The organism is Halopseudomonas sp. (genome assembly GCF_038130085.1).
GTDB lineage: Bacteria > Pseudomonadota > Gammaproteobacteria > Pseudomonadales > Pseudomonadaceae > Halopseudomonas.
Window position 1 is genome coordinate 211,276 of the sequence record NZ_JAYPMU010000003.1, and the last position, 12,770, is coordinate 224,045.

The 12,770-nt window shown below is 61.5% G+C and carries 12 protein-coding genes; 7 read left to right on the top strand and 5 right to left on the bottom strand.

Translation table 11 applies throughout. From position 1 onward, the window contains the following. Positions 1-50: 50 nt before the first annotated feature. The gene (gene recA / locus AAFM31_RS04010) at positions 51-1,088 is read left to right on the top strand and encodes a recombinase RecA (protein ID WP_341706617.1); all 1,038 of its coding nucleotides are present in this window, start codon (positions 51-53) and stop codon (positions 1,086-1,088) included. 12 nt (positions 1,089-1,100) lie between these two features. Next, positions 1,101-1,544 (top strand): regulatory protein RecX, encoded by a 444-nt coding sequence (locus AAFM31_RS04015; protein WP_341706618.1) that lies wholly within the window; start codon positions 1,101-1,103, stop codon positions 1,542-1,544. Here the strand turns inward: AAFM31_RS04015 and AAFM31_RS04020 are convergent. Both AAFM31_RS04020 and AAFM31_RS04025 read right to left on the bottom strand, forming a co-directional pair. Then, complete coding sequence (locus AAFM31_RS04020; RefSeq protein WP_341706619.1) at positions 1,504-2,589, bottom strand: LOG family protein; 1,086 nt, start codon at positions 2,587-2,589, stop codon at positions 1,504-1,506. The genes AAFM31_RS04015 and AAFM31_RS04020 overlap by 41 nt on opposite strands. Before the next feature lie 12 nt (positions 2,590-2,601). Beyond that, a complete protein-coding gene (locus tag AAFM31_RS04025; RefSeq protein ID WP_341706620.1) occupies positions 2,602-3,000 on the bottom strand; it encodes a PA3611 family quorum-sensing-regulated virulence factor in 399 nt (132 codons plus the stop codon). 171 nt (positions 3,001-3,171) lie between these two features. On the opposite strand from AAFM31_RS04025, the gene AAFM31_RS04030 reads away from it, so the two are divergent. Next, on the top strand, positions 3,172-3,855 hold the full coding sequence (locus AAFM31_RS04030; RefSeq protein WP_341706621.1) for a tRNA-uridine aminocarboxypropyltransferase: 684 nt from the start codon (positions 3,172-3,174) through the stop codon (positions 3,853-3,855). On the opposite strand, the gene AAFM31_RS04035 is transcribed toward AAFM31_RS04030, so the two are convergent. After that, entirely contained in the window at positions 3,849-4,814 is a 966-nt protein-coding gene (locus AAFM31_RS04035; RefSeq protein ID WP_341706622.1) for a DMT family transporter, read from the bottom strand. The two genes, AAFM31_RS04030 and AAFM31_RS04035, sit on opposite strands and share 7 nt — an antisense overlap. 149 nt (positions 4,815-4,963) lie before the next feature. On the opposite strand from AAFM31_RS04035, the gene AAFM31_RS04040 reads away from it, so the two are divergent. The 4 genes from AAFM31_RS04040 (at position 4,964) to AAFM31_RS04055 (ending at position 10,374) form a co-directional block, all read left to right on the top strand. Next, positions 4,964-5,611, top strand: coding sequence for a response regulator transcription factor (locus AAFM31_RS04040; protein ID WP_341706623.1), 648 nt, complete (start codon positions 4,964-4,966; stop codon positions 5,609-5,611). Between the two features lie 100 nt (positions 5,612-5,711). Then, positions 5,712-9,209 carry a PAS domain-containing hybrid sensor histidine kinase/response regulator gene (locus tag AAFM31_RS04045; protein ID WP_341706624.1) on the top strand — a complete coding sequence of 1,166 codons (3,498 nt, stop codon included), beginning with the start codon at positions 5,712-5,714 and terminating at the stop codon, positions 9,207-9,209. Between the two features lie 117 nt (positions 9,210-9,326). Next, the gene (locus AAFM31_RS04050; protein WP_341706625.1) at positions 9,327-10,058 is read left to right on the top strand and encodes an AzlC family ABC transporter permease; all 732 of its coding nucleotides are present in this window, start codon (positions 9,327-9,329) and stop codon (positions 10,056-10,058) included. Then, positions 10,045-10,374: an AzlD domain-containing protein gene (locus AAFM31_RS04055; RefSeq protein ID WP_341706626.1), complete on the top strand. Its 330-nt coding sequence runs from the start codon at positions 10,045-10,047 to the stop codon at positions 10,372-10,374. The genes AAFM31_RS04050 and AAFM31_RS04055 overlap by 14 nt, the downstream gene beginning before the upstream one ends. Here AAFM31_RS04055 and AAFM31_RS04060 read toward each other — a convergent pair whose 3' ends face one another. Together AAFM31_RS04060 and AAFM31_RS04065 are read right to left on the bottom strand one after the other, a co-directional pair. Continuing rightward, entirely contained in the window at positions 10,375-11,601 is a 1,227-nt protein-coding gene (locus tag AAFM31_RS04060; RefSeq protein ID WP_341706627.1) for an MFS transporter, read from the bottom strand. A 73-nt stretch (positions 11,602-11,674) separates the two neighbouring features. Further along, a complete protein-coding gene (locus AAFM31_RS04065; RefSeq protein WP_341706628.1) occupies positions 11,675-12,742 on the bottom strand; it encodes a metal-dependent hydrolase in 1,068 nt (355 codons plus the stop codon). Positions 12,743-12,770: the final 28 nt, after the last annotated feature.

Consider the following 12,770-nt stretch of genomic DNA (forward strand, 5'->3'; position numbering starts at 1 on the left):
GTTGATCGGTTGGTCGCTTCGGTGCCCGCCCCAAGCCAAGAGGATGCGAAATGGACGAGAACAAAAAGAAGGCGCTGTCGGCGGCCTTGAGCCAGATTGAACGTCAGTTTGGCAAGGGCGCGGTGATGCGCATGGGCGATCACGAGCGTCAGGCCATCCCGGCCATCTCCACCGGCTCGCTCGGTCTGGATATCGCCCTCGGTATCGGCGGCCTGCCCAAGGGCCGTATCGTTGAAATCTACGGACCGGAGTCCTCCGGTAAAACTACTCTGACCCTGTCGGTCATCGCGCAAGCGCAGAAGCAAGGTGCAACCTGCGCCTTCGTCGATGCCGAGCACGCACTCGACCCCGAGTACGCCGGTAAGCTGGGCGTCAACGTGGATGACCTGCTGGTGTCGCAGCCCGATACTGGTGAGCAGGCGCTGGAGATCACCGACATGCTGGTGCGCTCCAACGCGGTGGACGTGATCATTGTCGACTCTGTGGCCGCACTGGTGCCCAAGGCCGAGATCGAAGGCGAGATGGGTGATCACCACGTCGGTGTGCAGGCTCGTCTGATGTCGCAGGCGCTGCGCAAGATCACCGGTAACATCAAGAACGCCAACTGCCTGGTGATCTTCATCAACCAGATCCGCATGAAGATCGGTGTGATGTTTGGTAATCCGGAAACCACCACCGGCGGTAACGCGCTGAAGTTCTACTCCTCTGTTCGTCTGGACATCCGCCGCACCGGCGCAGTGAAGGATGGCGACGAGGTGGTCGGCAGCGAAACCCGCGTCAAGGTCGTGAAGAACAAGGTAGCTCCGCCGTTCCGTCAGGCTGAATTCCAGATCCTGTACGGCACCGGTATCTACCACAATGCCGAGATCATCGATTTGGGCGTACAGATCGGTCTGGTCGAGAAATCCGGTGCCTGGTACAGCTATCAGGGCAACAAGATCGGACAGGGCAAAGCCAACGCGGCCAAGTTCCTGCAGGATAACCAGCAGGTAGCCGATGAGATCGAGAAGGCTATCCGTGATCAGCTGCTGGCCAAGCCGGGCAAGGCCAAGGCAGAAGCCGAGGCTGATGCAGAGCTGGAAGGCTAAGAGCGGAGCGTGATGCGCTCGCGTAACGCGCTGGACAGCCCGGCGGCAATTCGCCGCTCGGCAATGGATCTACTGGCGCGGCGCGAGCACAGTTACAGTGAATTGTTGGGTAAGCTGCGTCAGCGCGGCGCGTCGACTGATGCAGCGGAGATTGAGCTGGATCGCCTGGTCGAAGACGGTTTGCTCAGTGATGCGCGTTTTTGTGAAGCCTACCTGTATGCCCGTAGCCAGCGCGGTTACGGGCCCGCCCGGTTGAAGGAAGAACTACGCCAGCGCGGGGTGTCAGATTCGCTGGTGGAGCGCACGTTAGCCGAGTTTGACCAAGACTGGTCAGCGCTAGCTCAGCGTGTATTCAACAAGCGTTTTCCTGAAGGCAGGGCCAGTGATGCTGCTGAGCGCGGCAAGCAGCTGCGCTTTATGCAGTACCGCGGGTTTGGTGGTTTTCAGGTCGATTGATGAAGTCGATCAAGGCCCGCAGGCTGCCCTGATCCCGTTCATTGAAGTCAAAGCACAGACGCGTCAACGAACCCAGTTCGGGTTCATCCTGTTCCATCTCACACACGCCTTGCTGCACAAATCCCCCTGACCTGCAGATATGTCCAAAACGGGCGTCCAGCTGCGCCAGAGCCTGTTCGTTTAGTGGCTGATTCAAGCGCAACATGAACTGTTCGCCCACGCGCCGGGACGAGTGGTAATTGCTGTAGAAATCCAGCACTACCTGCATGGCCTGAGCGGGTGACGCGCAAGGTGTAAGCAGATTGATGTCGTCCGGTTTGATGTAGTGATTGTCTGCCAGTTGGCTGCGCAAGAACTGCAGGAAGGCCTGCCAGTACTGACCATCGGGTTGATCAAGCAGGATGATCGGCACCATCGGGCTCTTGCCCGTTTGCACCAGTGTGAGTACCTCCAGCGCTTCATCAAGGGTTCCGAAGCCACCGGGGCAAAGGATCAGTGCGTCGGCTTCTTTAATGAAGAACAACTTGCGCAGGAAGAAAAAACCGAAGGACAGATCGTGGCTGGTGTCGTGCACTACGCTGTTGGAGCGCTGCTCGAACGGCAAGGTGATGTTGAAGCCCAGGCTGTGATCCAGGCCGGCGCCCTCGTGGGTAGCGGTCATGATGCCGCCGCCGGCGCCAGTGATCGCCATGTAATCGTTGGCTGCGAGTTCGGCACCCATCGCGCGAGCCAGGTCGTACAGTGGATGGTCGGGCGGCGTCCGCGCTGAGCCGAAGACGGTTACCTTGCGGCGGCGCTTGAATATCTCCATTCGCGAAAAGGCCTGCTCCATTTCGCGAATGGTGTGCAGCATGATCTTGGCGTCCCAGCGGTTGCGGTCAGCCTGGGCCATGCGGATTACGTCCAGCAGCATGTCACGGTACAGCGAGGCGTTTTCGCTGTCAGCGGCGCAAAGCTGAATCAGCTCATCAACCTTGACGGGGATAGCGCTGCTGCCGGTCTGCCAATGGCGGCTGAGGTAGTCTGCCGGATCGTTTTCTTGCATTAGGCGGGCGCCTCAGAGGGTCTGGCAGTGATCGGCGATGAAGCTCTGCGTCAGCACAGGCTGGGCGCTTTCCTTGAGCACAAAGTGATAGGTCAGGGTTGCGCCCATGTCCAGCAGGCGGCGGAAACGCAGATCGGTGCAGACGCTCGATTGCAACTGGCTGCGGATCAGCAGCGGGTCTTCCTGCATGCGCTGCGCGTAGTCGGGATTGACGGCCAGGCGGTTGATCAACTCGTCGCCCTTGGCACTAAAGCCGAGGTCGGTGATGTTGCTGTTAATTTCTCGCGGGGTGTTTTCGCTGCTCTGGGCGGCGACCTGTTGCAGGGTCTCCGTCAGGCGAATATCACGCAGGGAGGCTGCTTGAATCGGAGCCGCCATGCTGGCGGCGAGAAGCAGGGGTAACCAGCGCATTGTGTCTCTCCAGATCAGATCATCTTGGTGCTGCGACTTCCCTTTCAGACCACGACCCGGGCAACTGGTTCGCAGCGGGCGACACACTGTTATAGCGTCATTCGTCAGCAGTGAATCGAGTAGAATGCTGGCATTGTGGTGCTGCACCTGTCTAGCCTGAGGAGTTGAGGTATGTCGGATAAGCCCGGCCATGCGGTTAACCGCTTGCGTGAAGAGGCGGTGGCGCGGTCCACTCGGCCGTTCAAGGCGCGCGGTGCCCGTGTGCAGCGCTGCCCCGGTTGTCAGCTGGCGCGTTGGGCGTGTATCTGTGCTCAGCGGCCAACGCTGGACTGTGGGGTCAGCTTCTGTCTGATCATGCACGCCTATGAGCCGCTCAAGCCGACCAACACCGGAAGGCTGATTGCCGACTGTCTGCCTGATACCCGCGCCTTTGTCTGGGCTCGCACCGAAGTCGACCCAGAGTTGCTCGCGTTGCTGGAGAATCCGCGTTACCAGCCTTATGTGGTGTTTCCCGGGGAATACGCGTTGCCGGATCAACCGGTACATCGCGTGGTGGAGCCGGAGGCAGGGCGGCGTCCGCTACTGATTATTCTCGATGCGACCTGGACGCAGGCGCGCAAGATGTTTCGCAAAAGCCCGTACCTGGCCAGCTTGCCCTTGCTCAGCCTGCACACCGAAAGACTCTCGCGTTACCGCCTGCGGCGCTCCAGCCGGGACGACCACCTGTGTACCGTGGAGGTGGCTGCGGCATGCCTGGCGCTGGCGGGTGAGGAGCGCGCGGCTGAACAGCTCGACGACTATTTCGAACTGTTCAGCCAGGGCTATATGGATTCCTGTCGGCGTCGGCCTCAGTGATGGCCGGCGGGCTCCTGCTGCACTGCAACAGTGGCCTGCTTGCGCCGATCCAGGTAGATGGGTACCAGCTGTGCGGTGAGCATACCGGCCAGCATCAATGCACAGCCAAGCAGGCCGCGCGGTGTCAGGGTTTCGCCGAGGATCAGCCAGCCGGCGAGCGCTGCGAACACCGCTTCCAGGCTGAGAATAATCGCCGCGTGGGATGTGATCGCATCCTTCTGGGCGACGACCTGCAGGGTGAATGCAACGCCCACTGCGAGAATGCCGCCATACAGAATCGCCGGCAGCGCCTGCTGAATGGCGATCAGGCTAATGGGCTCGAAGATCAGTGCCAGGGTCAGGCTGACCACGGCGCAGACCAGAAACTGGACGAACGAGACCAGGATCGGGTCGTAGCGGCTGGCCAGCGCGCCAACCAGCAGAACATGCACCGCCCAGAAGCAGGCGCCAACCAGTTGCAGCCAGTCACCGGGGGCTACGGTGAAGTCGGCGGTTACGCTCAGCAACACCATACCCACCAGCGCCATGACGGCCCCGGCCCACGTGCCGCGATGGGTGCGCATGCCGATAAACAGGCCAAACACCGGCACCAGAATGACGTAGAGGCCAGTGATGAACCCCGAGTTGGTCACGGTAGTGAACATCAGGCCAATCTGTTGCAGGTTGATACCCATAGTCAGCACCGCGCCAAGTGCAATGCTGCCAAGCAGCATCGCTTTACTCATGCGCGGTTGCGCGTCGCGTTTGGCAGGTTTGCGCAGCAGCCAGATCAGTGGCATGACCGTTATGGCGCCAAGCAAAAAGCGCAGGCCGGTGTACAGAAACGGACCGATGTGATCCATCCCCAGACGTTGCGCCACAAAGGTGCTTCCCCAGATCAGGGCGGTAATCAACATCAGTACATCGGCACGGTAGTGGCGCAGGTTCATCAAGGCAGGCTCGGCAGGCAAAACGCGCATTATCTGCGCTTGCGACAGGCATTTGCCAGATACAGCTGCTCGCACGGACTGTACCGGTACAACATGCCATTGACTGGGGCGCGTCCGGCTGGCAGTCTCAGCCTGCTTGTCTCCGCCGATAACAAAAAATAACTGCCAGGACACCTCGCATGGGTCTGACCTATGACATCTTGATTGCCGACGATCATCCGTTGTTTCGCAGTGCGCTGCGCCAAGCCTTGCGTGACGGTCTCGGCGACACCATTACCCTTAGCGAAGTGGGCAGTATCGACGAGCTGCAGCAATGTCTGGCCGACAGGGCAGACTGGGATCTGGTTCTGCTGGACCTGAACATGCCCGGCGCCTATGGCTTCTCCGGTTTGGCACAAATGCGTGGCCAATACCCGCAAATCCCCGTCATTCTGATTTCTGCTCAGGAAGAACCGACCATCGCCCGACGCGCACGGGATTTCGGTGCCAGCGGCTTCATTCCCAAGTCCGCCAGTCTGGAGGACATTCAAACCGCAGTGCAGGCGGTGCTTGATGGCGGCATCTGCTGGCCTGCCGGGATCGATAACCCGCCCGGCATGAGTACCGAACAGCAGCAGATCAGCGAGCGCGTTGCCAGCCTGACGCCGCAGCAGTTCCGCGTGTTGACCATGGTCTGCGATGGCTTGCTGAACAAGCAGATCGCCTATGAGCTGGATGTGTCCGAGGCGACCGTTAAGGCGCATGTCACCGCGATTTTCCGCAAGCTGAACGTGCGTACTCGCACCCAGGCGGCGCTGGTGCTGCAGCAGATGGAACTGACCAACTAGTAACTCCGGGCTTGCCGGCTACGACGGAAGTCGGCTGGGCAAAGCCCCGCGGCACTGCCAGACTGCAGGTTGTGACACTGTTGCGGGTTGAACGCGCCTCATGATGCTTTCCGGTGGGCTGGTAGCCTTCATATTTCTGCTCTACATGGCATTGCTGTTTGTCATCGCCTTCTGGGGTGATCGCAACGCGAGCGTGCTGAAGCCACGTCTGCGGGTCTGGGTTTACAGTCTTTCGCTCTCGGTCTGGTGTACCAGCTGGACCTTCTTCGGCTCGGTTGGTATGGCGACCAATCAGCTCTGGGGCTTCTTGCCCATCTACCTTGGCCCCTTGCTGTTGTTCCTGTTCGGCTGGCGTTTGTACGCACGCATGATCGCCATCAGCAAGCAGGAAAACATTACCTCCATCGCCGACTTTATTGCTTCGCGCTACGGCAAGTCGCAGAGCCTCGGTGTCGTTGTTTCATTGCTCTGTCTGGTCAGCGTGCTGCCGTATATTGCGCTGCAGCTTAAGGGCATCGTACTTGGCTACAGCCTGCTCAGCGCCGCGCCCGTCGACGCGCCCGGTGCGGTCGCGGCCTTTGGCGCGGAAGACACGGCGCTGGCGGTGACCCTGGTGCTGGCCCTGTTTACCGTTCTGTTTGGCACGCGCAGCCTGGATGTGACCGAGCATCACCGCGGCATGATGCTGGCGATTGCCTTTGAGGCGCTGGTAAAGCTGTTGGCGTTCTTGGCGGTTGGCCTGTTCGTCGTGTTTGGTCTGTTTGGGGGCGCCGCGGACTTGTTTACCCAAGCCCAGAACAGCGTGGTGCTGGAGGGCTATTGGCAGCAGGAGACCCCGGTTATCGGCCTGTTGCTGCAGACCTCCATCGCAATTCTCGCGTTCATTTGCCTGCCGCGGCAGTTTCAGGTCGCGGTAGTGGAAAACAGCGAACCGGGTGACCTGCGTCTGGCGCGTTGGGTGTTCCCCGTGTATCTGCTACTGGCCGGCCTGTTTGTGGTGCCGATTGCGCTGGCCGGGCAGATGCTGCTTGGCGGCGGCATGTCACCGGACTCGTATGTGATCAGTCTGCCGCTGTTGCAGGGCAACCCGGTGCTGGCCATGGCGGCGTTTTTGGGCGGCGCCTCGGCGGCGTCGGGCATGGTCATCGTTGCGGCTATTGCCTTGAGCACCATGGTGTCCAACGACGTGGTGCTGCCGATCCTGCTGCGTAACCGCGCGCGTCAGGAACACTCCTACGAGCAGTTCCGCGGCTGGTTGCTGAATGTCCGTCGCACCAGCATTTTGATCATTCTGCTACTGGCCTACGTGGTTTATCGTTTGATCGGGAGCGAAACCAGCCTCGCCAGCATCGGTCAGGTGGCGTTCGCGGCCATCGGCCAATTGGCGCCGGCGATGTTCGGCGCACTGTTCTGGAAACAGGCCAATCGCACCGGTGTGCTGGCGGGTCTGGTGGTGGGTATTGCTCTGTGGCTGTATCTGCTGGTGCTGCCGCTGGTGGGCGCCGGGTTGCACTGGCATACCGAACAATTGCCGTTTATCGAATCGGTGCGCAGTGCTGCGGCCGACTGGGGAGTCGATGCCCTGACTCTGGCGAGCGTGGTATCGCTGGTGTGCAACTTCCTGGTTTTTGTTGCGGGCTCGTTGTTTAGCCGCACCCGGGTGCTGGAGCACTGGCAGGCCAGCCGTTTTGTCAGTCAGGATGCCCAGCCCTGGGTGGATGGCCCGGGCAAGGTACTGTTGCGGGTGCGGGTCGACGATTTGCTCGAGCTGGCATCGCGCTTTGTCGGTGAAGACCGCGCCGATGCGGCCTTTGAACAATATGCCCTGCGTCAGAATATCCCCCTGCATGGCAGTCAGATCGCAGACTCGGGCTGGATTACGCTGACTGAACGTTTGCTTGCCGGGGTGCTCGGGGCGTCGTCTGCGCGGCTGGTGGTGAAGGCGGCCATCGAAGGCCGCGATATGCAGTTCGATGACGTGGTTCGCATTGTTGACGAAGCCTCCGAGGTGCTGCAGTTCAACCGCGGTCTGCTGCAGGGGGCGATCGAGAACATCAGCCAGGGCATCAGCGTGGTCGACAAATCACTGCGGCTGGTGGCCTGGAACCGCCGTTATCTGGAAATGTTCCAGTATCCGGAAGGGTTGATCGCGATCGGTCGACCGATTGCCGACATCATCCTGCATAACGCACAGCGCGGGCTGTGCGGGCCGGGCGATCCGCAGTTGCACGTCGACAAGCGGATCGCGTGGATGCAGCAGGGTACGCCACATCGTTCCGAACGGATGTTCCCCGATGGCAGCGTGATCGAGATCATCGGCAACCCGATGCCCGGCGGCGGGTTCGTCATGAGCTTCACCGATATCTCGGCATTCCGCGAGGCGGAAAAGGCGCTGCAGGAAGCCAACGAGAGTCTGGAGCGGCGGGTCGATGAGCGTACTCGCGAACTGTCACAGCTGAACCAGGCGTTGTTGAAGGCGCAGGCGCAAACCGAGCGTGCCAGCCAGTCGAAGAGCCGCTTCCTGACGGCGGTCAGTCACGACCTGATGCAGCCGCTGAATGCCGCGCGGTTGTTCTCGGCCTCGCTTGCTCATCAGTCCGATATGCCGCCTGAAGTGGAAGAACTGGTGCGCCACCTGGACAGCTCGCTGGCCTCGGCCGAGGAGCTGATCTCCGACCTGCTGGATATCTCGCGGTTGGAGGCCGGTCGGATTGTTCCGGAGTTGGGCGACTTTGCCCTTGGTGAGCTGTTTGATCCGTTGCGGATCGAATTCAGCGCCCTGGCGGCGGAGCAGGGGATTGATCTGCGCATCCACAGCAGCCGACTGCGGGTGCGCAGCGACATGCGCCTGCTGCGTCGGGTGCTGCAGAACTTCCTGACCAATGCCTTCCGTTACGCTAGCGCTGCGCGGGTAGTGCTTGGCGTGCGTCACCTGCGCAACGCGGTGCGCATCGAGGTTTGGGACCAGGGCCCGGGTATTCCGCATGACAAGTTGCAACTGATCTTCGAAGAGTTTCAACGCCTGGATAGCCACCGCACCCAGGCCGAGAAGGGGCTGGGCCTCGGGTTGGCGATTGCCGATGGTCTCTGCCGTGTGCTCGGTCATGAGCTGAGCGTGCGTTCCTGGCCGGGCCACGGCAGCGTGTTCAGTGTCACGGTGCCGATGGCGAGTACCCCGCGGGTGGTGCGCAGCCGGGCAGTCAAGCCTGAGCTGCCGCCACAGTTCGAGGGCGCGCCGGTGCTGTGCATTGATAACGAGAGCAGCATTCTGGCTGGCATGCAGAGCCTGCTCGGGCGCTGGCAGTGCCGCGTGGCGGTGGCGCGCGACCGGCAGGAGGCGCAGCAGGTGCTGGATCAGGGCTTTGTGCCTGAACTGGTATTGGTCGACTATCACCTCGACGATGGGGACACCGGTACTCAACTGATGCTTTGGTTGCGTGAGCGTCTTGGCAGTGACCTGCCGGGCGTGGTGATCAGTGCCGACGGGCGGCAGGACGTTCTCAGCGAAATCTCGCTGGCCGGGCTGTCGTATCTGCCCAAGCCGGTCAAGCCGGCGGCGCTGCGGGCGCTGATCAGTCGGCACATCGCTCTGGCGTGATCAGCCACCGGAACAGTTTGCGATTTGTTGATCTGTAGCTGTATCTGTCCCGTCGCTGGCCGACGGGATAGGCTTCAGACTCACCCGTTTTGACACTGCCCCGGTTTACCCTTTCCCATGTCTGCCAAAACCAATGCGCTGCTGCGCGGCGCGCGCGATACCGTACCCATGCTGATTGGCGCCATGCCGTTCGGCCTCATCTTCGGCGCACTGGCGGTGGCCAGCGGCCTCTCCGTACCTGCGACTCTGCTGATGTCGGCGCTGGTATTTGCCGGCTCATCCCAATTTATTGCTGTCAGCCTGATCGCCAGTGGCACCGGGCTGGTGGTTCTGTTGCTCACCACGTTTATCGTCAACCTGCGGCACATGCTCTACAGCGCCAGCCTGATGCGCTACGTCGGTCATCTGCCGCAGCGCTGGAAGATCCCGCTCGGATTCTGGCTGACCGATGAGAGCTTTGCTGTGGTTTACAGCTACTACCGGGATGAGAGCGTGGCCGATGAGATCAAGCACTGGTACTTCCTTGGCTCCTGCATCGCGATGTACAGCAACTGGGTGGTCTGCACCCTGATTGGCGCGCTGCTGGGCAGTGCATTGCCTGGGCTGGCTGGCTGGGGGCTGGATTTTGCCATGGTCGCGACCTTCACCGGGATCGTCGCACCGCTGCTGCGCACGCGGCCGATGCTACTGGCTGCAGTGGTTGCCGGGTTGGTGGCACTGATTGCCTATGACTTGCCGTGGAAGCTGGGCTTGATGCTCGCTGCGTTGGCCGGGGTAACCGCTGGCCTGCTGGCCGAGCGCTGGGGCGCTGCGACGTCAGCGAAGGAGGTGGCCAGTGAGTCAGTTTGAAGTGTTGCTGCTATTGGGCATGGCAAGTATTACCTTCGCCATTCGCTACACCCTGTTCGCGGTTGGAGACCGGGTGCGCTTCAGCCCGCTGGTCGAGCAAGCGCTGGGTTACGTGCCGGTTGCGGTGCTGACGGCGATTATTGTGCCTGCGGTCGCCATGCCGGACGGCAACGGCTTGCAGTTGAATCTGGATAACGCCTACCTGGTCGGTGGCATTGTCGCTGTACTTATCGCTGCCTTCAGCCGCAATCTGCTGCTGACCATCTTTGGCAGCATGGCGGTGTTCTTTCTCTGGCGTTGGTGGCTGCTCGCCTGATCACCATAGCGACACGCGCTTGCTGCACAGCGCTACCAGCATCAGCGCCAGTGCAGCGCAGGAAATGATGCTGGTGAAACCCAGTACGGTCGGTGCAAAGCCGATCATGTCACTGACAAAGCCAACGCCCAGCACCACCGAGGCCATGGTCAGATAGGCCATCAGATAAAACGCCGAGTTGATCCCGCCACGTTGGTCAGCCGGTGCGGTATTGCTGATCGAGGCGATGCCGACTACGCCGGTGGCGCCGGCGCCGCTGGCGGTGGCCAGCGTGGCGAGGGTAAACATCCAGGGCGAGCTGTACACCACCGCCGCAGCCATGACCCCCAGACCAATAATCAGCGTGCTTGGGCCGACCAACAGCAGACGGTCCAGCGGCTGACGCTTGCAGGCAAACTGGCTGACCCCGGCCATCAACTGCCAGCCGGCGGCGAACAGGCCTGCTTTGGTGCGATCGTCGATACCGACCAGTTTGGTCGCCAGCGACGGGCCGAGTGACGCATACAGGCTCCCGGTTGACCACGCCAGACAGATCGCCGCAGCGGCAAAGATAAAGGCGCCAAGCATCTCGCGCGGTACTTTGATGGTGGTCGGCCGCCAGGCGCGCCAGCGAAAGTCCGGGTGGCGTTGGCCGATATCGGCAGGCCAGGGCGCGAGCAGCAACAGTGCGACGGTCATCCCGCCAAGGAGCAGGGTCACCACAAATGGCCAAGTCAGCGCCGCATCGCCGAGACCAAGCATCAACGAACTGACGGTCGGGCCAGCAAAGGCGCCAAGGGTAAAAAACAGGGCCGACAGGGTGGCGGCGCGGGTCCAGTTGCCGTCCGGCTCCAGTTCGACCAGCGCCGCCGACGAGGCGCCGGTGACGATGCCGGTACCGATGCCGGTCAGTACCCGCGCGATACCGAGGCCGTAGATGTCGCTGGCGAGGATGAACATCACGGCGCCGGCGAGGATGAACAGCAGGCCGGGCACCATCATTTGCCGGCGACCGATCTTGTCCGACAGCGAGCCCAGGGTCAGCAGGGTGGTCACGACACCGAGGACGTAGATCGAGAATACGGCGGTCAGCGCGGTGGACGAAAAGCCCATCTTCACCTGCCAGACGGAGTACAGCGGAGTCGGAACGTTACTGGCGAAGATGGTGGTAAAAATCGCCATCAGGGCGGCGATCATCGCCAAACGGCGACTGGAGGCTGCGCTGGTGGTTGGCGAGTGGCCGGACATCTTCAGGTTCTCTATCGAATAAAAGCGGCGATTATCGCAAACTCGACGCCCTTGAGGACAGCCAGTGCGGCCATCACCGCTGTTGATGGGGCTCGGGCTCCGTTAGCGTTTGCGATAGCTCGGCGATCGACAGCGGTACTTTTGCGTCCAGAGCGCGATCGGCCATCAGGCGCAGCGCGGCGATGTCCGGCCGGCGTTGGGGCCATTGCTCGACGTACTCAATCAGCCGCGCCTCGCCGCTGTTCGGGTCGACGTTGGCCAAGGCAAAGCGGAACGGATGGTAGCCACTCATGCCCAGACGCAGATCGGTTGCCACCCATTGCCCCTCGATCAGGTCGTAACGCAGACGGTTCCCGGTAAACCAGCGCAGCCGCTGATCCTGTGGCGAGTTGGCCAACACCTGCTGCGCCTCGCTGGCGCGAGTCGGTAGCGCGATCAGCTCAAGCGGCTCATGATCAAGCCAGCCCACCAGCCCTTCGTAATAGATGTCGCCGTCGACTGCCATCACCCGCCAGAGCAGGGTATTGAATGGCGTCGGCGTGCTGAAGGTCGCCTGCGGCTGAATGCCCTGTTGCGCGAGGGCCGCCTGCAGCTGGTTGTCGGCCATCTGCTTGCCGATCAGGGTACTGCCGAGATACAGCGAGCTGAGCAGCAGACCGGCGTACTGCCAGCGTAAGCCGCTGCGGCCCAGGCCAATTACCAGCCCCACCAGCATCGCCAGCAGCAGCGGCAGGGTGTAGAGCGGGTCGATGATAAAAATGCTGGAAATCGCAATCGGCGGCATCGGCAGCGGCCATAACAGCTGGGTGCCGTAGGTCGTAAAGCTGTCGAGTAGCGGATGGGTGCAGAGCACCAGGGCCAGGGTCGTGAACAGGCGCTTGCCGCTGTAGCCCGCGTCTGGCCAGCGCTTGCGTATCAGCCAGGTGAGTACGGCTGCGAGCGCGGCGAGAACGAAAAGAGAGTGACTGAAGCCGCGGTGGTAGGTCATGTCGGCGACCGCGTCGCCATAGTCGATCAGTACATCCAGATCGGGGACGGTCGCCAGCGCCGCGCCGTAGATCAGCGCCTTGCGGCCCTGCCAGCGGCCGAGCATTGCGCCCTGGATAGAGGCGCCAAGAACGATCTGGGTGACTGAATCCATGGAAGGACTCCGCAGGGTGAGAGGCACA